This is a genomic window from Cyclobacterium plantarum (assembly GCF_011290685.1).
GTDB classification, from domain to species: domain Bacteria; phylum Bacteroidota; class Bacteroidia; order Cytophagales; family Cyclobacteriaceae; genus Cyclobacterium; species Cyclobacterium plantarum.
On record NZ_JAANYN010000014.1, the window covers coordinates 15,581 to 40,814 of the forward strand.

The 25,234-nt window shown below is 45.8% G+C and carries 20 protein-coding genes and 1 riboswitch; of the genes, 9 read left to right on the forward strand and 11 right to left on the reverse strand.

Annotation, left to right across the window (positions count from 1 at the left end):
* Positions 1-150: 150 nt before the first annotated feature.
* Positions 151-1,509, forward strand: coding sequence for an alanine/glycine:cation symporter family protein (locus G9Q97_RS22045; protein ID WP_166150984.1), 1,359 nt, complete (start codon positions 151-153; stop codon positions 1,507-1,509).
* A complete protein-coding gene (locus G9Q97_RS22050) occupies positions 1,506-2,600 on the forward strand; it encodes a glycerate kinase family protein (protein WP_166150986.1) in 1,095 nt (364 codons plus the stop codon). The genes G9Q97_RS22045 and G9Q97_RS22050 overlap by 4 nt, the downstream gene beginning before the upstream one ends.
* A 164-nt stretch (positions 2,601-2,764) precedes the next feature.
* Here the strand turns inward: G9Q97_RS22050 and G9Q97_RS22055 are convergent, their stop codons facing one another.
* Complete coding sequence (locus G9Q97_RS22055; RefSeq protein ID WP_166150987.1) at positions 2,765-3,478, reverse strand: LytR/AlgR family response regulator transcription factor; 714 nt, start codon at positions 3,476-3,478, stop codon at positions 2,765-2,767.
* Entirely contained in the window at positions 3,475-5,427 is a 1,953-nt protein-coding gene (locus tag G9Q97_RS22060) for a tetratricopeptide repeat-containing sensor histidine kinase (RefSeq protein ID WP_166150989.1), read from the reverse strand. Before G9Q97_RS22060 ends, G9Q97_RS22055 begins: the two co-directional genes overlap by 4 nt.
* A 425-nt stretch (positions 5,428-5,852) precedes the next feature.
* Between G9Q97_RS22060 and G9Q97_RS22065 the strand changes: the two genes are divergently transcribed.
* Entirely contained in the window at positions 5,853-8,483 is a 2,631-nt protein-coding gene (locus G9Q97_RS22065) for a histidine kinase N-terminal 7TM domain-containing protein (RefSeq protein WP_166150991.1), read from the forward strand.
* 40 nt (positions 8,484-8,523) lie between these two features.
* On the opposite strand, the gene G9Q97_RS22070 is transcribed toward G9Q97_RS22065, so the two are convergent.
* The 3 genes from G9Q97_RS22070 to G9Q97_RS22080 all read right to left on the reverse strand — a co-directional run bounded on the left by G9Q97_RS22070 (position 8,524) and on the right by G9Q97_RS22080 (position 10,393).
* The gene (locus tag G9Q97_RS22070) at positions 8,524-8,844 is read right to left on the reverse strand and encodes a 2Fe-2S iron-sulfur cluster-binding protein (RefSeq protein WP_166150993.1); all 321 of its coding nucleotides are present in this window, start codon (positions 8,842-8,844) and stop codon (positions 8,524-8,526) included.
* A gap of 15 nt (positions 8,845-8,859) precedes the next feature.
* A complete protein-coding gene (locus G9Q97_RS22075) occupies positions 8,860-9,864 on the reverse strand; it encodes an NAD(P)/FAD-dependent oxidoreductase (RefSeq protein WP_166150995.1) in 1,005 nt (334 codons plus the stop codon).
* Positions 9,865-9,958: 94 nt separating this feature from the next.
* Positions 9,959-10,393, reverse strand: a complete 435-nt coding sequence (locus G9Q97_RS22080; RefSeq protein WP_166150997.1) for a MarR family winged helix-turn-helix transcriptional regulator — start codon at positions 10,391-10,393, stop codon at positions 9,959-9,961.
* A gap of 318 nt (positions 10,394-10,711) precedes the next feature.
* On the opposite strand from G9Q97_RS22080, the gene G9Q97_RS22085 reads away from it, so the two are divergent.
* Complete coding sequence (locus G9Q97_RS22085) at positions 10,712-11,497, forward strand: SDR family oxidoreductase (RefSeq protein ID WP_166150999.1); 786 nt, start codon at positions 10,712-10,714, stop codon at positions 11,495-11,497.
* On the opposite strand, the gene G9Q97_RS22090 is transcribed toward G9Q97_RS22085, so the two are convergent.
* The 4 genes from G9Q97_RS22090 to G9Q97_RS22105 form a co-directional block, all read right to left on the reverse strand.
* Entirely contained in the window at positions 11,492-12,472 is a 981-nt protein-coding gene (locus G9Q97_RS22090; RefSeq protein ID WP_166151001.1) for a c-type cytochrome, read from the reverse strand. The two genes, G9Q97_RS22085 and G9Q97_RS22090, sit on opposite strands and share 6 nt — an antisense overlap.
* A gap of 186 nt (positions 12,473-12,658) precedes the next feature.
* On the reverse strand, positions 12,659-13,699 hold the full coding sequence (locus G9Q97_RS22095; RefSeq protein ID WP_166151002.1) for an ABC transporter ATP-binding protein: 1,041 nt from the start codon (positions 13,697-13,699) through the stop codon (positions 12,659-12,661).
* A 4-nt stretch (positions 13,700-13,703) separates the two neighbouring features.
* Positions 13,704-14,732: an iron ABC transporter permease gene (locus G9Q97_RS22100; protein WP_166151004.1), complete on the reverse strand. Its 1,029-nt coding sequence runs from the start codon at positions 14,730-14,732 to the stop codon at positions 13,704-13,706.
* Positions 14,725-15,879 (reverse strand): ABC transporter substrate-binding protein, encoded by a 1,155-nt coding sequence (locus G9Q97_RS22105; protein ID WP_166151006.1) that lies wholly within the window; start codon positions 15,877-15,879, stop codon positions 14,725-14,727. Before G9Q97_RS22105 ends, G9Q97_RS22100 begins: the two co-directional genes overlap by 8 nt.
* Before the next feature lie 95 nt (positions 15,880-15,974).
* A riboswitch (cobalamin riboswitch) is annotated at positions 15,975-16,193 on the forward strand.
* A 165-nt stretch (positions 16,194-16,358) separates the two neighbouring features.
* On the opposite strand from G9Q97_RS22105, the gene G9Q97_RS22110 reads away from it, so the two are divergent.
* The 5 genes from G9Q97_RS22110 (at position 16,359) to G9Q97_RS22130 (ending at position 22,386) form a co-directional block, all read left to right on the forward strand.
* Positions 16,359-18,248, forward strand: coding sequence for a TonB-dependent receptor (locus tag G9Q97_RS22110; protein WP_166151008.1), 1,890 nt, complete (start codon positions 16,359-16,361; stop codon positions 18,246-18,248).
* A complete protein-coding gene (locus G9Q97_RS22115; RefSeq protein ID WP_166151010.1) occupies positions 18,245-19,291 on the forward strand; it encodes a YncE family protein in 1,047 nt (348 codons plus the stop codon). The genes G9Q97_RS22110 and G9Q97_RS22115 overlap by 4 nt, the downstream gene beginning before the upstream one ends.
* 263 nt (positions 19,292-19,554) lie before the next feature.
* Positions 19,555-20,415, forward strand: coding sequence for a COG1470 family protein (locus G9Q97_RS22120; protein WP_246255825.1), 861 nt, complete (start codon positions 19,555-19,557; stop codon positions 20,413-20,415).
* Between the two features lies 1 nt (position 20,416).
* Positions 20,417-21,385 carry an ABC transporter ATP-binding protein gene (locus G9Q97_RS22125; protein WP_166151012.1) on the forward strand — a complete coding sequence of 323 codons (969 nt, stop codon included), beginning with the start codon at positions 20,417-20,419 and terminating at the stop codon, positions 21,383-21,385.
* A complete protein-coding gene (locus tag G9Q97_RS22130; RefSeq protein WP_166151014.1) occupies positions 21,382-22,386 on the forward strand; it encodes an ABC transporter permease in 1,005 nt (334 codons plus the stop codon). The genes G9Q97_RS22125 and G9Q97_RS22130 overlap by 4 nt, the downstream gene beginning before the upstream one ends.
* 889 nt (positions 22,387-23,275) lie before the next feature.
* On the opposite strand, the gene G9Q97_RS22135 is transcribed toward G9Q97_RS22130, so the two are convergent.
* Positions 23,276-23,872 (reverse strand): hypothetical protein, encoded by a 597-nt coding sequence (locus G9Q97_RS22135; protein WP_166151016.1) that lies wholly within the window; start codon positions 23,870-23,872, stop codon positions 23,276-23,278.
* On the reverse strand, positions 23,873-25,162 hold the full coding sequence (locus tag G9Q97_RS22140; protein ID WP_166151018.1) for an LVIVD repeat-containing protein: 1,290 nt from the start codon (positions 25,160-25,162) through the stop codon (positions 23,873-23,875).
* Positions 25,163-25,234: the final 72 nt, after the last annotated feature.

Sequence of the window (25,234 nt, forward strand, 5' to 3'; positions counted from 1 at the left end):
AAGCGGATTTCCTGCAAAAATAACAAGCTTTGGGGAAATAGACTACTATATATAGCCCATTTATCAGATTGGTTCGAGGTTATTTACAGATTTAATCCTTACTTTGTGGGGGTTAATATAGAGCAATCGTCAGCTAAAAAACATTTGAAATTGGGAGATTTAATCATTGACTTCAGTAATTGGATTTGGGGCACTCCATTGTTAGTCCTGTTGATGGGTGGAGGTTTTTTTATGTTACTTTATTCTGGTTTTATTCCATTCAGAGGTTTGAAGCATGCCATGAAAGTGGTGGGGGGCAAATACGATGACCCCAATGCTTCGGGTGATATTACTTCATTGCAGGCATTGTCCTCTGCCATAGCTGCAACGGTAGGACTGGGCAATATCAGTGGTGTGGCTTTGGCCATCGGTACCGGCGGCCCGGGAGCCATTTTCTGGATGTGGGTATCGGCATTTGTGGGTATGGCCACAAAATTCTTTACTTGTACCCTGGCCATCATGTACCGGGGAAAGGATTCATCAGGGCATGTACAGGGTGGCCCCATGTATGTGATAGAGGAGGGGATGGGAAAGAAATGGCGCTTTCTTTCTGTTATTTTCTGTGTGGCCGGGATCATGGGACTTTTGGCCATATTTCAGGCCAACCAATTAACGGCGGTAATCAGGGTGGTCATGTTGCAGCCATTTGATCTGGATTGGGGGCAGCCTTCCCGTTGGATCATTGGCATCACGGTAATGTTATTGGTAGCAATGGTCATTCTGGGAGGTATCCAAAGGATAGCCAAGGTGGCTTCCAGGTTGGTGCCGTTCATGGTCACCATGTATTTTGTTTGTGTATTTATTATATTATTTAAGAATTTAGGTGAGGTACCATCCATGTTGATGGTGATCCTGGAAGATGCTTTTACCGGAAACGCCGTATTGGGAGGTGCTCTGGGTCAGGTCATTATCATTGGTGCCAGAAGGGCGGCATTTTCCAATGAAGCAGGAATAGGTACTGCCCCAATGGTTCATGGAGCTTCCAAAACCAGTGAACCTGTCCGGGAAGGTTTGATTGCCATGTTGGGACCATTTATCGACACCATTGTGGTCTGTACCCTTACTGCATTGGTGATTCTGGTAACCGGGGTTTGGAAAACAGGGGAAAGGGATGGGGTGCTTTTGACCTTGTCCGCTTTTGAGCAGGGTTTGCCCGGTATTGGCAAATACCTGCTGATGGCAGCCGTATTGATCTTTGCGCTCTCCACCATGTTTACTTATTCTTATTACGGGCACAAATGTTTCAATTATCTGTTTGGGGCAGATAAAGCAGATTACTACAATTATTTTTACCTGATCACCATCGTGGCAGGTGCAGTTACATCTCTGAGTGTGGTCATGAGTTTTGTGGATGGCATGTATGCGGTCATGGCCTTTCCCACCATGATTTCGGCCATCTACCTGTCTCCAAAGGTGGTAGCATCGACCAGGGATTATTTTGAAAGGATGAAAATAATGGATAAAAAATGAAATGGCTGGTAGCACCCAACGCATTTAAGGGCACATTGCTGGCAGAAGAGGCTGCTGCCACCATCAAGAAAGTAATCCTGGACTTGCATCCCAGTGACCAGGTGGATACCTGTCCCATTGCTGATGGTGGAGATGGTACGTGTTTTTTGCTGAGTCAGCAATTGGACCTGGACATTATCCCCGCCACAGCCTGTGGTCCTTTGGGCAGGCCTGTGAAGGGTTTTTTTGGCTTCGATAAAGCTTCCGGGGCCGCATTCCTGGATGTGTCCACCGTTTCCGGGATCAAGTGGCTGGCAGATCATGAAAGAGACCCCTGGACAGCAAGCTCCTATGGCACAGGGGAGCTGATCCAAAAGGCCCTGGCCCTGGGGGCGAAAAAAATCATTCTGGGACTCGGGGGAAGTGCCAGTGTGGATATGGGAACTGGTATTTTACAGGCCCTGGGCGTTCAGTTTTTAGATGCAAAAGGAAGGGAATTGTCGCAATTCAGCCCCGGGTTTTTGGATAAAATCAGGCATATTCAGTTGAGAAGAAAACTTCCTGAGGTATCTTTTACCTGCTTATGTGATGTAAGCAATAATTTCTTTGGCGCATCCGGTGCCATCCCTGTATTTGGTCCTCAAAAGGGCTTGCTTTTAGCAGATCACCAAAAATTTCTAACGGCTTCTCAAAACCTTTTTAATTTGTTCCAAAGGAAATGCAAATGGGAACTGCAGGATCAGCCCTGTTTTGGAGCGGCGGGGGGAATTGCTTTGGGCTTAAGTGCTTTTTTCCCTACCGAAATGAAACAAGGGGCCAGGTATTTTTTTGACAAAACCCGCGTAGAAGAGCGGATGTTGGCGGCAGATATCGCAATTACCGGAGAAGGTAAGTTTGATACCCAATCCGCCCATGGAAAAGGCAGTTTTGAATTGTTGCAATTGGCCAAAAGAATAGGAAAGCCGATTTGGCTGGTTTCTGCTGGGAATGAGGGAGAGCAAATAGGTTTTGATAAGGTGTTGCGGTTGCCAGATCTGGATTTCAATTCCCCGGAGCTGATGGAAAAGGCCCGGGAAAACCTAAGGGATACCGTTATGCAGGGTTTAGCCTAGCATGGTTTTTTGACAATTGTATTATCGGTCCAGGATTAACCAGGATTGAAATTCTGAGCATGTTTACATTATGCGGATTTCGAATCCCCAAAATCTGTACCGGGGAATTTAAATCCCAGTGAGCAGGTAAGCCTCGCAGGGATTAAAAAAAACACAAGCATTCGCTATAAGGTATTGATTTTCTTCAATAAGCTTTGCTTGAACTGCTTGCTCACAGGTAATGTTTTTTTGTTGATTTCAACAAAACCATCCCCAACAGCTTCAATTTTAGGGATATTGACCAGATAGGACCGGTGAATGCGGATAAAGCGATGAACGGGAAGTTTGTTGGCCAGCACTTTCAGCGGTGAAACTACCAGAATTGTCTGCTCCCTGGTGTGGATTTTTGCGTAATTTCTTTCAGCTTCCAGATAATATATGTCCTCATAAAGCACCTTTACCAGTTTGTTATGATTCCTGATGAAAATACTTTCTTCATTAAATGTTGCAGGCCTTGCCTTCTCATTATTATAATTGAGTTGTGCTATGACCAACTCCAATGTTCTTTCCAATTCCTGGTAGCGGAATGGTTTAGAAATAAAGGCAAAAGGGTGGGTTTTTTTGGCTTTTTCAAAATGCGCTGCATCATTGTTGCCGGTAAGGAAAATAACAGTGGTATCATCGACTTCCTGTATCCTGCTAACGGTTTCAATACCGTCCATTCCTCCTCCCAATCCGATGTCCACCAACAAAATATCAGGCCGGAATTGGTGAAAATGTTGTATGGCTTCTTCTCCATTGTTTTTGATACCGGTTACTTCATAACCAGACTTTTTGAGATTTTGAGCCAGATCCGCAGCCAGAACCAAATCATCTTCAATGATCATTGTTTTTATCATGCGTAAACCGTTTGTGGTGCTGTGTGAAAGGTCAGCAGGAAGTATGTTCCCTTATGGTTTATTTTTTCTATTTCCCCATTGAGCTGGCTGCTTAGCAACTGAATCAGCTGGGCACCGAAACCTGCCGGACTATCCGGATTCTTTTCTCTGAATCCTACCCCATCGTCCCTGTAATGCAGTTTTAAGCTGTGATTTATTTTTTCCAGTTGAATGGTAATTTGACCTGAACCTGTTTTCGGGAAGGCATACTTCAGGGAATTGGTAATCAATTCGTTTACGATCAGTCCTATGGGTATGGCCTTCACAATATCCAATTCCATGGGTTTCATATCACATGTCAGATTCACCTTATTTCCGGCACCAAAACTGTAGACGATTTCCTCTCCCAATTTGGAAAAATAATCCTTCATTTCTATGCAGGCAAGGTTTTTTCCCTGGTATAGCTTTTGGTGAACCAAACCCATGCTTTGCACCCTGGTCTGGCTTTCAAGCATGATTTGCAGCATTTGCGGATCTTTTATACGTGCGGATTGAAGGGAGAGCAAACTACTTACTACCTGAAGGTTATTTTTGATGCGGTGATGTGTTTCCCGAACCAAAAAACTTTTTTCTTTATTCTGAATTTCCAGCAAATGGTTTTTCTTTTTGATTATCCTGTAACCCCGAAAAAGTACCAGGATGAATACAAAAAGGAGTATACTTCCAACATACCAATAGGTTGCTTTCTTTTTCTGTTGAGCAAGGTCAATGGATTGCTGCTTTATCGTATTTTCTTTTTGAGCCAGATCCAGAGCTGCTTTCAGGGTAGCTGTTTTTTGTTCGGTTTCCTTATTGAATATGGTTTGGTTTAATGTATGGTAGGTCTTATAGGCTGACAAAGCCTTATCACTATTCCCCAACATTTCATAGGTGTTACTTAAGTTTTCATAAACCTTGCTTAAAAAAAAATGGTCGCCGAAATCCTCCCCTGCCACTTTGATACTGTTTATCAAATAACTTTCGGCTTCCCTGAAATTGCCCATCGCATAGGTTACTTCCCCCAATCCAAGTAAAGCCCTCATTTGCATGAATTCGTTGTCCAGTAATTCGGCATAGTACAGAGCGTTGTTTCCTGCTTTTTTTGCCGCCGGGAAGTCATTTTTATAGATATAAAGGGTTACCAGTGAAATGTAAGCATCGCTGAGGTTATTGTAAAAACCAAACTTTTCTCCCATGGCAATACTTTCCAGGAAATGACTTTCCGCCTTGTCGATCTGAGACAAAGCCAGGTAATTGTTTCCCAGGACGTAATGGGTAAAGTCAAAATCCAAATCATCAATCCCCCTTTTTTGAAACAATTCCAGGGATTTGAGTCCATAGATTAATCCGCTTTCGTACTTTCCCTGCTTCCAAAATAAATAACTGATATCGCTATAAGCCATGGCCTGGGCTTTAAGGTCGCTGGTGGCAATGCCTAAATCCAGGGTTTTTTTTGCCCAGTCAAAGGCTTTGCCCAGATCACCCCTGCGCTCATAAACATATCCCAGGTTGGTGTACAATAACCACAGGTCATTTGGGTAGACTTTATGCTGAGCAGACCTTAGGTAGATTTCAGCCTGATCCGGTTCATCCATTCTCAATAGTATGGCACCTTTGATCAACTGAAACCTGCCTTCCCAAACCTTGTTTTTTGCCTTTCTGCTTTCTTCCAGCCCCTGATCCGTAAAAACCAAAGCCCGGTTGAGATTCCTGGTATGTGTATAATACCCCAGGTCCCATAGTACCCTCCACCGGAGGCTGTCAGGTTTCAATGGCTGAAGCGATAAGTGCTGCAATTCATCCAGATACTCCCGTGCAAAATCAGGAGGATACGAAAATACCGGCTTGTATGTTGTTGAATTCTGGCCAAACACGTTTCCTGGTAAAAAACAAAACCAAATAAAACCAGGGAGAATGAGCAAAAACTTCATACAATAAATATAACAAAAAACCGCTAATAACCGGCTTTTTGATATTGTCAGGTATAGGATTTTTTTACTATTTATAGGTGCCAGGAAAACAAAAGTCCGCCGCCCGGACAAAAATTCAACCCATTGGGAAAACAAGTCTTGTTTGCAGCAGGGATAATGGTTTACTTTCAACCTGAATACAATCCTACAAAAACAATAAAGATTAAGGTTTTTAACAAAATAAATGCAGCCTCCCCTGGAGGCTGTTTTTATTTTTACCCTTCTTTTTTTTAAACAACTTTTTATGCATTGTAAGGCTCTTTTTGTTTATGATAAAATTTATAAATTCATCAAACATATGGTCATATCGGGTAAATAATTATTAATAAAGTACCATATGTGTTTTTATTCTTCTATATTACTTCTCAATAAGAAGTTTTTTTACTATGCTTTCGTATTCGGAATATCCCTTATTGTTTTTCGTTTTGATGGCTGTTGCTATCGTTCCTGTTTTGTTTCCACTTCTGATCAGAAAGGAGAAACAACAAAGAGTATTCAGGTATTTCATTGGATTGATGCTGGCTTGTTTTGCCTATTCATTTTCCTATTTTCTGGAATTGACCCTGCCAGCTGTTTCAATAAAAATAGTAATGGTCAAAGCCCAATACCTGGGGGCGGTGTTTTTTGCGCCCCTTGTCATTTTGTTTACCCTGGCTTATACCAGAAAAAGCCAGTGGATTTCCAATAAATTGATCTATGCTTTACTTTTTCTTCCTTTTCTGAATTTAATCGCTGTGTGGACCAATGAATGGCACCAGCTGTTTTATACTTCTTTTGAAACCGTAGACAATGGACATTTTCAAGTGATGCAAACAGGGAAGGGCCTCGGTTATTGGATACATCAGGGCTACACGTTGATTTTATTGTTTGTCAGTCTTGGTTTGCTGCTTAAAAGAGTCAGGGAAATCCCGCCCTCTGATTCAAGGCAGGTGATCATGGTCATCCTGGGTTTATGTAGTCCTTTGTTGTTGTATATATATTATTTAGTGGGAAAATTTCCCTTTCTTCTTGATCCTATCCCTTTTGGGTTCCTGGGTACAAGTGTGTTTTTTTATTTTGGACTAAAAAAATTCAACCTTTTTAAAATTGTGCCCATTGCCTATCACACCCTTTTCAATAATATGCAGGAAGGTGTACTGGTATTGGATAGCAACGGAAATCTCGCAACCTTGAACCTGTCAGCAGCAAAAATGATTGGTATTAGCAAAGTTGATGAAAAAAGGGCCGTTTTGGAAATAGAAAAAAACTGGCCCGAAATAAAGGAGCTATTTACGGGGCAGAATGACTTTCAGGTTTGTGAAATAAAAAGGAGGGTGGACGGATTTACCCACTGGTACCTGCTTACCAAATCTTTAATAAAGGATGAAAATCAGAAAGTAGCCGGTAGCTTGCTTGTGATTAGGGAAATTACCCAACAAAAAAATTTCCAAATGGAAATAGAGCGGTCAAGGGAAGCTGCTGAGGAGGCCAACCGGGCAAAGAGCGAGTTTTTGGCCAATATGAGTCATGAAATCAGGACCCCATTAAACGGGGTCATAGGCTTTACGGAATTACTGACCAAAACAAAATTGAATGAGCAGCAACTGAGATATGCTCAAACTGCCCTGAATTCAGCCAATACCTTACTGGGTCTGATCAATGATGTGCTTGACCTGGCAAAAATTGAGTCAGGTAAAACTGATCTTCATCCCGAAAATGTCCCCCTCCATGAGCTACTTGAAAATATTTTGGACGTTTTAAGTTTTCAGGCCCACCAGAAAGGTCTGGAGTTGATTTTGGACCTGGGATCTAATGTGCCTGCTGTTATAGAAACAGATGAACTTAAACTCAGGCAGGTGTTGATAAACTTGCTCAACAATGCTTTAAAATTTACCGAGGCAGGGGAGGTATTGCTGAAAGTGGAATGGATGGAAAATGTGGAAGACGGCGATAGGGGAAACATCCGGTTTTCTGTTATCGATTCAGGTGTAGGTATACCCGAGGAAAAACAGGAATTGATTTTTGAGGCTTTTTCTCAGGCAGATTCCTCCACAACCAAGAAATTTGGTGGAACAGGTCTTGGGCTGACCATTTCCAACAAACTGCTCAAACTGATGCAGAGTAAGATACAGCTTAGGAGCGAGGCGGGAATAGGGAGCTGTTTTTATTTTGACCTGATGGTGCCCTATAAAAAAAGGACTGAGAAAAAGATAAGGGGGTTTTCTGAGGTATTGATCATTGACGGGAATGAAAATTCAGGCAGGTCGATTGAAAAATACTGTATGAATTTCGGGTTGAAAACCATTGTCCTTACTTCAATAAATGATTCATTTACCCTACTTGAGAAAAACAGGGATATTTCAGTGGTATTACTGAACCATAAGATATTGGGTAAAAACAGTGTGGCTGCCATGGAGCAAATGATGCGCATTGCCCGTCCTTCAAAAAAGAAAATTGAATTTGTGGCAGTAGTAGGCAGCAGCGATAAGGAAGAAACGATCAAATCCTACGAAGGGATCGGCTGTACCTGGGTGCTGGACAAACCTGTGACACCAGGCAAATTAAAGGCATTGTTTACCAAAATCCTGGCTATTGAGCTTAAGCCCAAAACATCTCGTCCTATTGCCAAAAAACCCGCAGAAATTCCTCACAGCGGTTTCAAGCTGCTGCTGGCAGAAGACAATGCGGTAAACCGGATGTTGGTAAAAATTCATTTTGAAAGACTGATACCCGGTGCCAGGGTGCTGGAAGCCGAAGAAGGAAAGCAAGCTATGGCTATTTTTTTGAAAGAAAAACCGGACCTGGTCATTACAGACATTCATATGCCTGGAATGAATGGATATGAATTGTTGCGGGCCATCAGGGAAACACCTCATGGGAAAAACATACCGGTAATAGGGTTTACCGCCAATGCTATAATCAGGGAAAAGACGGCTACACCGGACCATGACTTTGATGCCTATCTCACCAAACCAGTGAAACAGGATAAATTCCGCGAGGTGGTGAGCAACTGCCTATTCAAAAATGAAGCGGAATAAAAAAGGGGCACAGCTGCTTGGCTGTTCCCCTCATTGATTTTTAATTGTCTTCTCCCCTTAGCTTGATGACTGCCCCATCCAATTCTTCACTTATTCTGATTTGGCAAGCCAGTCTGCTGGTAGGAAAAAACTCCGGAAGTGCTTCCAATTGATCCAATTCAACATCAGTGGCTTCTCCCAGGCTTGTTTTTCCGGACAAAACCTCTATGTGGCAAGTGGCGCAAAGTGCCATGCCTCCACAGGTGGCCAGTACTGGATATTCGGATGCTTTTAAAACCTCCATCAGACTGAGTCCCATGTCATCAGGGGCCTCAATATCCTGGCGATTGCCTTCCAGGTCTTCTACAGTGAATGTTACCATTTGCTAAAAATACAATTAAAATGAATTGACTCCGTTTACAGTGGTATATTTAAAACTCAGTTTTTTATCCGGATACACATATTTAAAGGCCGACTGCATCATGATTGCGGCCTCATGAAATCCGCATAGAATCAGCTTCAATTTGCCAGGGTAGGTGTTGATGTCTCCAATGGCGTAAATTCTTTCAACTCCGGTGGAATAATCCCTGGTGTCTACTTCAATGGCATTTCTATCTACCGTCAAACCCCAGTCTGCAATGGGTCCAAGCTTGGGGCTAAGACCAAAAAGCGGGATTAAATAATCGGTATCAATCTTGATCTTTGCTTTGGCTTTATCTTCCAAAAGAACCGACGCCAGGTGCCCATTCCCTCCCAGTTCTTTCAGGTTGGCAGATAAAATCAAATCTATTTTCCCTTCATTGGCCAGGTCAAATACCTTGGAGGCAGAGTCCGGTGCTCCCCTGAATGTTTCATTCCTGTGCACCAAAGTCACCCGCTGGGCCACATCGGAAAGGTAAATGGCCCAATCAAGGGCTGAATCACCTCCACCTGCCAGAATCACTCTCTTATCCCGAAACTGCTCGGGATTTTTAACCATATAAGCCACGCCCTTGCCTTCGAAAGTTTCTAAATTTTCCAGTACGGGCTTTCTGGGTTCAAAACATCCCAAACCTCCGGCAATGACCACAACCTGAGCATGAATTTGCGTTTTGTCATTGGTGGTCAGAATATAAGACCCATCGGTTTGTTTACTTAGATGGTCTACCCGTTCTCCCAGCGAAAAGGTGGGGGTGAAGGGTTTGATTTGATCCATGAGCTTATCTACCAACTCCTGGGCCTTAACCTCAGGATACCCCGGAATATCATAGATGGGCTTTTGGGGATAAATTTCCGAAAGCTGACCCCCTACCTGCGGCAAGGCATCTATCAAATGGCAGCGCATTTTCAATAAACCGGCTTCAAATACGGCAAACAAGCCTACCGGGCCTGCTCCTATAATACAAATGTCAGTAGTAATCATGGTATTATTCGATTTTTATGGTTGAACCCCATGAGGATTCGATTGTTTGTACAAATATAGTTAGTATAACAACTATTATAAATAATTGGCGATTTTATTCTTCCAGGTTGCTGTAAATGGTGTTAAGAATCCGCTTGAATTCATGAAAATCTTTTTCATTTAAATTTTCCCAGGCCTTTTGCCTGATCAGTGCTATTTGAGGCTTTAATTCCGCTACCTTTTCTTTGCCTTGCGGCGTCAGGTGAAGCTGGTAACTCCTCCTGTCTTCCGGATGCTGGATCCGCTCCACATACCTTTTTTTACAAAGGATGTCCACAATCCTGGTCAATGTGGGATGATCTTTGAAAACAAGATGTGCCAGTTCTGTTTGACTGAGCTTCTCCTGTGCATCCAGATTTTTCATGACCAGCCACTGATCTACCGTGATGTCAAATTCCTTTACCTTAAACTTTTGCTGGGCATATTGTTTGACCTTCCTTGCGGTCCTGTCCAGCAGAAAGGAATACCTGCTAAATTGCTCGTATGTCATGCCAATTATTAGTACGACAAATATAAATATTATTTTTCAACAATATCCAACAAAGCCTATAAAAATTATAGGCTTTGTTGATTAATTCTTTCCGGCTTTTTTTCATAACGGTTTTGGCCAAGTGCGGGTTTAGTTTTATTTTCAACAAACAACAATCGCCGATAAGTTGCAAAAATACCTTTTAAACACCTGAATACTAAGAAGATAAATGCAACAGGTTTTACGCTGTAGATTTTGACAGGGGTTTGGTGATTGCTAAAGCCTGAAAGGCAATTGGAATTCAGGAGTCGTATAAATGTTAATTAAATAAAATAAAAAATGATTATTGACCTTACAGGATATCATGCAGTAGTAGGTGGGGCCACCCGTGGTTTGGGTCTTGCCATTGCCCAACAGTTGGCCGAAAGTGGGGCTAGCATTACCCTTTTGGCAAGGAACCAGGCTAAATTGGAAAAAGCCCGGGATTCGCTTGCGGCAGGGGCGGGGCAAAAACACGATTTCCTGGAAGTGGATTTTTTGGAATTCGACACTTTCAGGGACCACACAACCAGCTTTTTTGAGAATAAAAAAGTAGACATTCTGGTCAACAATACCAATGGACCACAGGCCGGAACGGTGGAACAAAAGTCAACGGAAGCCTATCAGGAAGCTTTTGACCTGCTTTTTAAAACCTACCATCATTTAAGCCACCTGCTCCTGGAAGGGATGAAGGAGCGGGGGTTCGGACGGATTTTAAATGTGGCTTCAGTTTCCGTAAAGGAGCCCATGCCCAATTTGGTATTGTCCAACAGCATCCGGTCTGCCGTGGTCAGCTGGGCAAAATCACTTGCCCAGGCAGCGGCACCCTATGGGGTAACGGTAAATTCCATTCTGACCGGAGCTTTTGATACGGAACGGATTCGGGAACTGACCGAATACCAGGTGCAGGGGAGTGATAAATCTTTGGAAGAACTGATGGAAGCCAGAAAAGCAGCCATTCCCGCAGCTCGCTTTGGTAAACCCGAAGAATACGGGTATTTGTTGACCTTTCTGGCTTCTCCCCAGGCCGCCTACATCACGGGAGCAAGTATTCCCATAGATGGAGGGGCAAGCAGGGGCTTATGAGTTTTCACCTGCGATAAATTTCGTAACGGTATTGTCTACCGGTTCAAGGCTTTGCAGGTAATCATAGATGGCCCCCAGGTCTTCCCGGCTCATGCCGGCATACATGGCCCAGGGCATGATGGTTTGCATTTCTCCGGGGTTCAGCTTGCTGATATTTTCCGGCAATTCATACATTTTAAACCGCTCAATAAATTGTGACCTGGACCAGTTTTTCAACCCTGTTTCATGCGGGGTGAGGTTGGCTGAGTTAAGTATGCTGCCATCTGGAAACGAAAAAGAACGTCCTCCTGCAAGGGGCTCACCCGTATAGGCTCCGTTCTCAAATTGAGTATGGCAGTCGGCGCAGGCAGATGCGGTGGTAAGGTATTTGCCATAGGCCACAGCATCTTCTGCAGGAGGCCTTTTGGTCAACTCGGCTTTTACCGGCATGGTCCGCATGATCAGATTTACCGGAAAGTCCGCTTCGGATACCGGGTTTTCGGAAGGATTGGACTCCAGGCTACGGATATAGGCAATAACGGCTTCTTTGTCTTCGGGATCCATCTTTCCATAGCTGGCATAAGGCATGACGGGAAAAATGGGGTTTCCATCTTTTTTGACCCCTGTTGTGATCAGTCTGAATAATTCTCCGTCTGTGTAATCCCCTATGCCTGCCGGGGTAATGTTGGGAGAAACAAATACACCGGGGAAGCCCATGCTATGGTCAAAGCGCTCTCCCCCTATGGCTTCAGTTCCGGGTACAGGCGGAGCACTAAATAGGCTGAAATCTCTTTTGGAATGGCAATCGATACAGAGCATGACGTGATTGGCCAGATACTCGCCCCGCTCGATCTTTTCAGGGCTGGCTTCAACTATTAAGTTTTCAGGAGCGGGCCCTACATTGGGCAAGGCCGTGGACACATAGACCAGTCCTGCAATAAGCAGCAGTACAATAACGGAAACCGAAACGATAAGGACTTTGATGAAGGTGGACATCTTTACTGGGGTTTTTTGGGGAATATTTAACTAAAGTTTCACTAAAGCACCTCTTGTGCCTTTCAGTATTTTCAGTTAATCAATGTTAATGAAAAACCTGAAAATACAAGATAAATGGAATTAAATATAGGTAGTGTTGCTTTCTGAAAAATGATAATTTGATATTAAATATAATAAAAAAATTTTTTAACGGCTAGTATTTGAATTGTTTTTCTTTGCACGAAGTCGCAAAAAACCAATCATTTCAGCAATGCTGTTAACCTCCTCTTTTTGGTCTGCAAAATCAAGAAGTATACTGAAAGGCTGTTCACTTACCACGATGCGTTCAGGCTGGGCCAATTCCCGATTTTTCCTGAAGGCATTCCGGATCCAATGACTCAGGTGGGCAGGGCCATCAATTTGTGGCAGCCGTGCAGGGTCTTTAAGCCTGATTTTACCTGATGCTGCATCTATTTGCCACTTGTTTCCCGGAAGCAAATTTTGGATGCCTCCCTGTATCATAAGGTCCTCCGGACTACCTGTCAGCAAAGGCTTGTGGGCTTCCATAATCCATAGCTTATCGGCCGTTTCCATGGCTACTTCCAAATCATGGGTGACTACCAGGATGGCCTTAGCGGCTTTTTTGGCCAGGTCACGCAACAAATACATGATTTCAAACCGGTTGGTCAGGTCCAGATGGGCAGTGGGTTCATCCAAAATCAGGATGGGGCTGTCCTGTGCCAGTGCCCTGGCAATTAAAGCGGTTTGCCGCTGACCATCACTGAGTGCAGCCAGTTTTTTACCGGCCAGGTCCCTGATATTGGTCATGTCCATGACCTTGTTCACCACGGACTGATCATGTGGACTGAGCCGGCCCCACCAACCGGTATGGGGCACCCTTCCCAAAGCCACCAACTCAAGGACTGTCATGGCACCGGAAGGAATTTTCTCCGTGAGCACTACTGCCACTTTTTTGGCCCGCTCCTTATCGCTGATTTGTCTTACATTCTCTTTTCCAAGGAAAACAGCCCCTTTTATTGGGGGATGCTGGTCCATGATTGCCTTCAGTAAGGTGGATTTACCTACACCGTTTGGTCCCATCAGACAGGTTAGCTCTCCCTGCTGCAAGTCAAAGGAAATTCCAGAAGCAAGCAGATTTAGGCCCTGGGCAGAGCGGTAGCCCAGATCCAGACCTGCTGCATGAATTGCAGGTGTTTCCGCTTTATGCCATTTATTTTCGCCATCCATAGCCTTAAAATTCTTCGCTAAAATTCCTTCTCATGATCAGCCATATGATCAATGGGGCCCCGAAAGCTGTGGTCACGGCATTGATGGGCAGGCTTGTGGCCATGCCGGGCAGTTGGCTGATGCTGTCACAGGCCAGCAATACCAATATCCCCAGAAGCGCAGCTGCCGGGAATAGCTGGGTATGGTTATTGGTTTTGAAGAGCAACCTGGCCAAGTGGGGAACAGCAATTCCAATAAAGGCAATGGGGCCGCAAAATGCCGTAATGCTTCCCGTCAATATCCCGGTGCTCAATATCATGGACCAGCGCAATCTTTGAAAATTGATGCCCATGCTGACGGCATAGTTTTCTCCCAAAAGCATGGCATTATAGGCTTTCACTGAGGTCAGTACAGGCAAAAGCCCCAGCAGGACTGCCCCGCTGAGCAGCCCCAACTTTTCCCAACCGGTGCTGCCCAGATTACCCATGGACCAAATGGTGAACATCTTTAATTCCTCGGCAGCACTGAAATAGGCCAGTAAGGTAATCAGGGAGGAGGCGGCACTGCCAAACATCAGCCCCACAATCAGCAAAGTCATGCTGTCGCGGACTTTCCATGCCGCCAGTCCCATCAACACCAGCACACCGATAGAACCCAGGCTGGCCGCTGCTATTGCAGACCAATAACTCCCGGAAGCCTGCATGAATTGCCAGCCAAATGCCGTTCCCGCCATGGAAAGCAGCGCTACCCCAAGTCCTGCCCCGGAACTGATACCCAGTACATAAGGCCCGGCCAATGGGTTTCTAAAGAAAGTTTGCATTTGCAAACCGCTGATGGTAAGGGCTATGCCGGCCAGAATAGCGGTAATGGATTTGGGCAGGCGGTATTCCATGACAATGATTTCCCAACTGCTCCTGGGAAAAGGGATGCCCAGCAGCCTTTGCAGCAGGTGCTCCACAGGAATCGATACCGAACCCAGGCTCAGGTTGACCAGCCATAGTAGCAGACATAAAATCAGGCAGATCAGTAGCTTATAAGGCTTTAGTTTATTCATCCAGTCGTTGGAAATATTGAAAGTCGTGCCTGAGGGCTTTCCCCGGATGCAGGATTTTGATCATGTCCAGCAACACCCAATCCGGCCGGAGGTAGCCCTCTTCAAAGTACATCAGCCCCCCGGTTTCCCCTTTTTTCAAGGTATAGGTATAAACCTGTTTATTTTTGAAAGCTTCAAAATTTCCGTATTTGGGGTTTTCTGACAGCATGTGGCCCAGGTTTTTAAAATCTGAAGCCCCAATCCAATAGCTGGCATCCCGGGCCTTTTCCAGCACGAATTCATAGTTCAGCATCAAACTGCCATTTCCGCCAAGCTCCCCAAACAGGTACTGCCCTCCCGCATCCTGTATGATCTGCGCTGCCCAGCTGTCTTTCGAAGGGGCATACCAAATGTCTTTGTAAAGGTTGCCCGAAAGTACCGAAGGCCTATCTTTTTCCGGAATTTGGAGGGTTTTGGTCAAGGCTTCCTGGTAGTTTTTTTCGATCTGATCAAAGACACTGTCAGCCAGATCAGGTTTCCCCAAAAGGATTCCGGTTAGCTTGATCCATTCGCTTCTTCCCAGGGGATGCTTTTCCAGAAATTCACCATTGACAATGACAGGAATATCTGCCGCCTTTAGCCGCTCTGCCAGTTGCCCTGCCTCTCCAAAACCGGATACCATTACCCAGTCGGGATCTGAAGCAACAATTTTTTCCAGGTCAGGGGAGGGGCCCTTTCCCAGATCCAGGATTTCATTGCCGGCAATTCTCTTGCGGACTTCCCGGGAGGATATCAGGTCCAGGTTGGGAAAGGCCATTAAATGCTCTTCTGCTCCCAAATAGCTCAGGTGTGGGATTTGGGTGGTGGCTGTAAGGATGATTTTCCGGCTTCCCATAGGAATAGACCCGTCAATTTTACCGGCGAAAGCACTGCTTTTTTTACCCGCTTCATGGACCAGCAGGAGGCCTTTGCTTTCCTGATCCGGCCCGATTTCCAGGAGGTAAAAATCAGCTCCCTTATAGATGGAAAACCCCCGGGCATAGCTCATAGGGATTTTCTCCAGGGAGGACAGGTCGGCTGCGGCCGGCTTTTCGCTGCAGGCAAAAGCCATTACCCATAGGATGGCAATGAAAGGGATGAAAACTATTCCTGGTTTGAAAAGCAGCATTGATGATGTGATTTGGCTCCAAAGTAAACCAATGTGCCTTCCATTTCCAACAGCTAAATTTTCATCAAAAATTTTTTGGATGCGGAATTTGCTGTATGTTTGTGCCGAATTATGGTTCCCGAACCTGTTCCAGGCTCTCGGGATTAATAGGGAATCCGGTGAAAATCCGGAGCTGTCCCCGCAACTGTAACCCATACCTCCAGCCGGATTCCGGCAAGAGGGGTTGTCCATCCTCAGCCATTGTCCCTTTTCAGGGATGAGAAGGCGGATCAACCAGGGAAAGTCAGGAGACCTGCCATTTTTTATGTATTCAACGCTTTCGGGAGAAAGGCGGAGAACTAGGTTTTCTTACCTGTAATTTCTGCTATTTCAAGAGCTGCTGGATATTTTCCAGGCAGTGAGTGGATTGTGGCGTTTCCCGGGAACAAACTGATTTCTCTTGCTATTTCTTGCCGGATGCTTTAAGAAAAGATGTCCCAATGGCTGGAATAAAAATGCGTATGGCAAAAGTCACGGTCTTTCTGTGGCTGGGCTTGACCCCGGGTTTTTCTCAGGATTTTTCTGCAGACACCCTGGACCTGACAGCAGTGGAAGTCCGCGCAAAGCAGCTGCAAAAATATGCCTACGGGCAGTTCGTCCGGAGCCTGGACAAAGAAAGGTTGACACAAATGTCAGGCATGACACTGGGCGAGGCCTTACAGCAAAGCACGGGTTTGTTTGTCCGGGAATACGGTCCCGGCATGCTGGCTTCCGTGAGCATGAGAGGGACTTCTGCCGGACACAACGCCCTCTTCTGGAATGGCCTGCCGGTAAATAGCCCCTCCCTGGGTCAGGCCGACTATTCCATTTTCACCATGGGGGGAGTTGACCAGGTGGCCATCCATTACGGCAGTTCCGGCACACGCTATGGGACGGATGCCATTGGTGGAGCCATTCACCTGGACAATACACCTGACTTCGGGAAAGGCAATGAAACCAGGGTCAACACCCGCCTGGGCAGTTTCGGTCGTTGGGATCAGGAGCTGAGCCACAGGTATGGAGGTGATGCTTTTTCCTTCAAGACAAGCCTTTACAGAAACTTTGCGGCCAACCGGTTTCCCTACACCGATTGGGCCAGCGCGGGGACGCCCACAAGGGTGCAGGACCATGCCGAAGTCACCCAAATGGGCTGGGCACAGGATCTGGCTGTCAAACTGGACAAAAGACAATCCATTGAGGCCTCCTTCTGGCTCAATGAAATCAACCGGGAAATACAGCCCCTGCTGGGTTCTTCGGAGCGGGATCAGCAGCTGGATTGGAATATCAGGGGAGTGGTGGATTATTATCACCGAAGGGATAAGGCCAGCTGGAATGTAAAGGCAGGCCTGGTAAGGGATAAAATGCGGTTCAACCAGGAGGAAAACCAAACCCTTTTGGCCCTGTTGGGTGCAGAGCTGGACTGGGAACCTGCGGATGAATGGCAATCAAACACAGGCATTCGCCTGACCCATATCAAGGGTAATTTGGCTACCTATTCAAGGGAGGAACAGCGGCTGGAATTGTATCAGGCCACGAATTTTAAGCCATTGCCCCGGCTGGGTTTTTCCCTGCAACTTCGGCAATTGATCCATGATGGGGAGCCGGTGCCCTTCACCCCGGGCCTGGGTGCCGCCTGGTCTATTTTTAATCAGGAGGATCAGGAATGGGAACTGACTGGAAATATTTCCCGAAGCTTTAAAGTTCCCACCTTAAATGACAGGTTTTGGGTTCCTGGCGGAAACCCCGACCTGCTGCCCGAACAAAGCTGGAGCCGTGAAGCGGGTCTCAACCATTCCCTGAAGGGTTCCCGGTTACACATCAAAAACAGGCTTGCTTATTTTCACATGGCAGTGGACCAATGGGTCGTCTGGCTGCCAAAGGGAACTTTCTGGACTCCGGAGAATGTCCGAAAAGTAGTCAATCAGGGACTGGAATATTTTTTTGAAAGCGAATGGAAAAGTGGAAGCTGGGAGATGGGTCTGGACCTGGATTATGCCTTTACACGCCCCATCATTGAATCCGACGACCAGGACCAAAGCATCGGTAAGCGATTGCCCTATGTGCCTGAGCACAAGGTTCAGGGCCAGCTGCATGCCGGAAGAGGGCCCCTTTCTTTTTTTATCCGGGGTCAGAAAACCGGGAAGCGATTTGTAACCACAGACAATCGCAGCTCCCTGCCGGCATTTGCTTTATGGGGAGCAGGGGTACAATACGATTTTAAGTTTTCTCCCTGGTTAAAGGGGGATATGGGGTTTAGTGCCCACAATATTTTTGACCGGGACTATCAGGTCCTGCGTCTCCGGCCCATGCCGGGAAGGAATTTTCAATTTAATGTAAACCTGGTTATATGAAGAAGTTAACTATTGCCAATTGTCTGTTATTGATCAGCCTCCTGTTTTCTTGCGGCACAGATCCTGTAGAACTCCCTCAGGGGGCATATGAGGAAGGGGTTTTGATTGTCAACGAAGGTGCCTTTGGTGCCAATGACGGGGAGATCTTTCATTTTGACGTAGCATCTGGAGAGATGGAGACTGCCATTTTTGAGAAGGTCAATAACCGCCCTTTTGCCGGCTTGATCCAGAACATGCTTGTTTTTGGCGATTATGCTTACCTGGTGGCCAATACCGGGAAGGTAGAAATTGTCCGCTCCTCGGATTTTATGAGCATGGGAGCGGTAGAAGGGGAATTGGTAAATTCCCGTTCATTGGTTACTGCTAAGGGGAAGCTATTTATCAGCGATTGGGGAGCCTATGATGACAATTATCAAAATCCGGATTCGTTTATCGCCGTGGTAAATGATCCCACTGGCGGCACCATTGCCAATACAATACCTGTTTCATCCAGACCTGAGGGTTTGACTTATTTCGGGGACAGGGTGTTGGCCGCTTGCCAGTCTGAAGGACAGCTGCTGGTGATCGATCCGGATACGGAAACAGTAGAAAAAACGGTTCCGGTGACGGGCACTCCTTTTTCCTTTTTTGATTACGGGGGTAAATTGTACCTGTATGCCACGGATGCAGCCAATGTTTACCTGCATGAAATAGCTCCTGGGGGTTTTGAAATCGCAGACAGCCAGGCATTTTCCGTTGCCAATAGCATTTACAATGGCAGTTTTACGCTCACGGACGGCGGAGAGATTTTTGTCATCAGTAAGCAGGAGAGCGAAGATGTGGTGGTGAAGTTATCCATCAGCTCTGGTTCAGTTATTGAGGAGCATTTTTATTCAGGAAATAATTTCTACGGATTGGGTTACGATGAAGCAACGCAAACGCTATATATCGGTGAACATGCCGGCTGGCAGGGAGACGGATCGGTGTTGCGTGTCAATTCGGGAGGGGAACTGATAGACCAAATGCCAGCAGGAAGAGGGCCCAGCGGCTTTTATTTTCCATGAGTTTGGATGTGCTGATTACTGATGTTGAGTACTGGGTGAAGTATCCTACTTCACCCAGCTATTTTCAGAATCATAAACAAGTAAGCCCCTTCAAAAAGCCATTTGTAAAGAAGAATTGTTAAAAAAAGTTAATTTTTTGGATAAGGTATTGTGGAAATTATTCTTCTCACATAAAATTGTCTCTGTAATTCTTGAAGTTATCTCAAGGTAAATAGAGTAGAATTTAACGTTATTCATTTAATTAATAAATTTCACTTATTTATATGAACTTAGAAGGTAATTTTAACACAAAGGCCTCCAAAGGGAGCATGGCTTGTTTTTCCGCATTACTGATTATTGTTTTTTTATCCCTGTCTCCCTTAAATGCTTCGGCACAGGGTACGCCGGAAGGCGCTTCATTTACCGCAAGCCTCCTCAATATCGAAGCCCCTGTCAATGAAACATTCCGCTATCAGACCACGCTGAAAAATAGTTCAGGTCAAGCACAGGTGTATGAATTAAAGGCGGAAACTCCCGAAGGCTGGAGACTGGCGTTCAAGGCAAGAGGAAGTCAGGTCACTTCGCTAAATGTGGAGCCTGGAAAAACAGAAAACCTCACCATTGAAATAAGGCCGGCCTACGGGGCAAAGCCCGCCAGGTATTCCATACCTGTACAGGCCATCGCAGACAGTGAGACATTGGACCTGGAGCTTGAAGCGGTGGTGGAAGGATCCTATGAAATGGAGCTTACCACGCCTTCGGGGCGTTTAAGTGGTGAGATAACAGAGGGTGAAAAGGCTGAAATACTTCTTCAGGTCAAAAATACAGGTTCCCTGCCCTTGAATGAAATTACGCTGTCCTCACAGACTCCTCCGAAGTGGGAGGCCAGCTTTTCTCCATCAGAAATCCAACAGCTAGACCCAGGAAAGAGCGTTGATGTGATCGCGACAGTGTCCGTTCCCGACAAGACATTGGCTGGGGATTATGTCAACAAATTTACCGCTAAGAATGCCCCAAGTACCAGTACGGCAACCTATAGAATGACGGTCAAAACCTCGATGCTGTCCGGTGGGGTCGGTATACTGGTGATCTTGTTGTCTATCGGTTTTGTTTTTTACCTCATCCGAAAATTTGGTAGAAGATAATATGAATCACCCAATCATAGAGTTGAAGCGGCTGACAAAAAGGTATCGTGACTTCAAGGCGGTCAATGAATTGGATCTTACGGTAACCAAGGGGGAAATATTTGGATTATTGGGCCCCAACGGAGCCGGAAAGACCACGACAATCCTCATGATGATGGGATTGACCGAACCCAGTTCCGGCACTGCCCATATTTGTGGTTTTAATGCCACCAAAGATCCCATATCCGTAAAGCGGCTGGTGGGATACATGCCAGACAGCGTAGGGTTTTATGATACGATGACCGCCCTGGAAAACCTCATGTATGTGGGGGAATTGAACGGGATCCCACGTGAGGAAGTGGAGGAACGGGCCCTTGCCACCATGGAACTGGTAGGCCTGTACGGGGATGCGATCCATAAAAAGACGGCAGCTTATTCCAGGGGAATGAAGCAGCGCCTGGGACTGGCCGAGGTGCTTATCAAAGATCCGGAGGTCATTATTCTGGATGAGCCCACGTTGGGAATAGACCCAAGTGGTGTCAAGGAATTCCTGACGCTCATTGTTCGCCTGAGCCGGGAGAAAGGGCTTACCGTGTTGCTTTCATCCCACCACCTTCACCAGGTTCAGCAAGTTTGTGACCGCGTAGGCATTTTTGTCAAAGGAGAGCTGCTGGCAGAGGGCAATATCGATACCCTTTCAAACCGGCTTTTTGCGGAGAAATCATACGAAATCGAAATCGGTCTGGTGAATGGCATAGACCTTCCCTGGAAAGATGAGACGGAGATGCTTCAAATGGAGACCGTCCAAAGGGTCACTGTAGAAGACCGGATTATTGGGATAACAAGCAGTGCCGATGTGACACCTGATATCGTTCGGTTCTTTGTTCAAAAAGGATACGATGTTAACAGTGTCCACAAGAAGGAATATGGATTGGAAGAAATTTACGAAAAGTATTTTGAGAACAACATAACTGAAAATATAGATCAATGAAAACAATCATGGATCCATCTGAAGGTCATTCTGCTACACATACAGCCACTCAACCCCATCCCTTTTGGGTGATGGTGCGGAAAGAAATAGCCGGACATATTCGGAGCTGGCGGTTTCTGGTGCTTTTATTGCTCATCTTGCTGACATTTTGGGGCAGTATATCGGTGGCCATGAGCAATATACGTGAGGTGTTGGGCAATGTTAAGGACCCGGACCATTTGTTCCTTTACCTGAAGTTGCTTACTACTACAGAAGGCACCCTACCGCCTTTCCATGTGTTTCTTAATTTTCTAGGCCCCATTTTAGGTATCAGTCTGGGTTTTGATGCGATTAATTCCGAACAGCAAAATGGTACATTGACCCGGATCATGGCGCAGCCTGTATACCGGGATAATTTACTATTGGCGAAATTTGTCAGTGCGTTGACTTTGGTCGGGAGCTTGTTGCTGACCCTCTCCTTACTGATGATCGGTGGGGGCATCCTGATCACCGGAGTGCTCATCGAGGCAGAGGAGGTATTTCGAATTATTGGTTTTACCATCCTTTGCACGGTCTATGTGGGATTTTGGCTGGGGCTATCCATCTTCTTGTCGATCCTTTTCAAACAGGCCTCGACATCAGCACTTACCGCAATTGGTATTTGGCTGTTTTTTACCGTATTCTATCAGATCATCATTAACCTGGTGGCCAAGGCGTTTATGCCAGGGGCCAATGAATTGGCCCAAATGGAGCTGTTCCAATATAATGATTTATTTTTAAACCTGTTGCGCCTAGCACCCAGCCAGCTATTTACTGATGCCACGACTACTTTACTGATGCCCTCGGTGAGGAGTCTGGGACCGCTCACGATGGAACAGATGGCCGGTGCGATTCCTTCACCGCTTCCTTTAAAGGAAAGTTTGATGATCGTTTGGCCTCAGGTCAGTGGTCTGATTGCCGCTACTACCCTGTGTTTTGCAGCTGCTTATTACCTGTTTATGCGCAGGGAAATAAGGGGGTAGTTCTGAAAGGGATAAACAGGATTTGCTGAACTTTGAGGGGCTGTTTCAGGGGTTCGTCTTCGGGATAAAAAAAGGTGCACCACAGATAGCTCAGATTAACACAGATAAAAAGATCAACACCGGGTGACGAAGGCCGCTTCATCCAGCTATTTCCGGAGTCATAAACAGATTAGACCTGCCAAAAAACCATTTGTAAAGGCAAGCAGGGTGCGTTTGAAAGAATGGTTTTCTTTACGGCTGGTCATTGGTTTCCGGCATTACAAATGCCTCGTATATGTAACCAATTGGATACCTGGGATGTAGATGCAATCTACACCCAGAGACGGTACTGGGTGAAGTATGTCACTTCACCCAGCTATTTTCGGAATCATAAACAGTTAAGCCCCTTCAAAAAGCCATTTGTAATGGCTAAAAGTGTGCGTATTAAAGAGCGTTATTTTTTTGGCTGGTCTTTGGTTTCCGGCATTACAAATGCCTCGTATATGTAACCGATTGGATACCTGGGATGTAGATGCAATCTACACCCAGAGAGGGTTGTTTCGGGGATTCGTGTTCGGGATAATAAAAGGTGCACCACAGATAGCTCAGATTAACACAGAAAACAGGTAAAATTATTTAACTTATCCAGTTATTTTAAATCCGAAAAAGAAATCTGTGAAAATCAGTGCGAATCTGTGGTGAAAAAAGTGGCCTTTGTGTCACCTTTGTACCTCTGTGACGCCATTTTTTTCGAAAAAACGAGGCTTTTTTAACTTCGCTGTCCGGCATTTGCAATGTCGGACTCCCGATGAACAGGATTTGCCATCCTATTTTCGATGGCTTAATTGAGGAACCTGCCCATTTTTTGAAAATGATTTTTCCCCTTTTCTAATCCTTTTTATTAAAATTATCAAAACCAATACCCAACCCGGTACACCAGGTTATTGAAGGTGATGTTGTCTTTGGCATAATAGCTCCAATCCTCCGGACGATTGGGGTCCGGAGCGTTGACACGTGGATTTCCAGTGGTCAGTTGGTAATTCTGCCTTTTGTATGCCAAACTGAGGGTCCAGAAATTAGCCCTTCCCGTTTTAATGCGCAACCCGATGCTGGCCTGGCCCATAAAGCCTCCTTCCTGCCAGCGGTGTTCGTTCCATTCGGTGACCACCGTAGGCTCCAGCAGGGTGGAGCCGAATCCCAGATCCACTCCACCATAAAGCTGCCAGTTGTTTTCCGGATTTAAAACAGACCGCCATCCCATGGCGATGGGCAGCACAGAGAGGCTGCCATATTGGTCCAGCCCTGTCACAAACCCAAAAGCATGCCGCTCGGAAAGTTGAAATCCGTTGAAAGTCTGGAAGGTGAAATTTGTTCGTGTGCCGAAATCATCCCTACCGGTGAGTATACCCATTTCCGAATGATGGGTAAAAGGTAAGGCCTGTCCCCAGCTGTTAGAAGGACAGGCCAAATATAGGGTTGCTGCAAAAATGGTATAAATGACCTTCATCTATCGAAAAGATACACTGATACAGCTTAATTCCTTAAGTTTTTCGGGATCGGAGTAGTCAAACTGACAAACGCCATCCGGACCTATTACAATCAGCGATTTTGGTCCCGGAATAATATCAATGGAGGCATAATCCTTCAAATGCTCGATCTGGTTATTGCTTATCTCCATTACGTCAGCCACGTTGAAACTCTTCAATCCGTGTTCGCCTTCTGCAAGGTACAAATAATCTCCGGAAAGACCTAGACCATGGGGGTTGTCCATGGGGTAGGATTTGATTAATTTAGGATTATACAGGTCTTTGATATCCAGCACGTGCAGCTCGTCGGCCCCCATGCGGCATACGGCGGCACTTCTCAGGGTAACGAAAGCGTAGTCGTCATTCACGACCACCGGATCGCAGGAGGTAACATGTTCGTAGACGGCCATTTTCTGAGGTTCCGCTGGGTTGCTGGCATCGTAAATGTGCATCCCGGTCATGGAGCCGATAAATAATTTCCCCTTAAAGGGGAAAATGGTCTCGATGCCCCAGCCCAGGTTGATGTTTTTCAGGTACTGCGGGTCGGTGGGTTCTTCCACATTAAATACCCGCAGGTCGTAATCGTCTACCGTATAGAGGTGCCCTCCCAATAAGGTGAAGCGGGCCATTGATCCACCCTGTCCATAACTTTGCCCACCTCCAGCTTTTCCGGCATCACTCGAAAATGCAAGGGATTCCATGACCATAAAATCAGATCTGAATGCAGGTCGGCCCCAACTGGACCACATCATATTGGCATCTGTGGAGGTGATCAGGGTATCTTTGTAGGTCACGATGGTACCCGTTTCCTCGTTGGAATACAGGTTGGGGAAAACATCTTCCTCTCTTTTGACCATTTCTATATTTTGTGGATCGGAGATATCAAAAGCCAGTAGGTCTACATAATTGTCAGCGTAGAGTATGTTTTCATTGATCGCCATGTCTCCTGTTCCGGGGATATTGATAAAGTTGAGGTTTCTTGGACTGGCAGGATCGCTGTTGTCCAGGATATGGATGCCTTCACCGGGTTCGGAAATAAATAAATAGTCACCAAAAATGTAAATTTTGCCCGGATTGTCCAGGGGTTTGCCCGGTTCGATGATGATGTCTGCTTCCCTGAAGGTATTCACCTGAAGAAAAACGGGGACCTGGGTTTGGTACACATAAGTGGTTTCCACCTGGTCTTCACAGGAGGTGACGACAAGCAGGAGCATCAGGGACAAGACCAACTGCATGGTCCACTGGAAAGGTTGTTGTAAACTTGTTTTCATGGCATAACGGGAATAAATGGATTCACACTTAAAGTTTCTTATTGACAGGACGATAGCACCGTTTAAAACGCT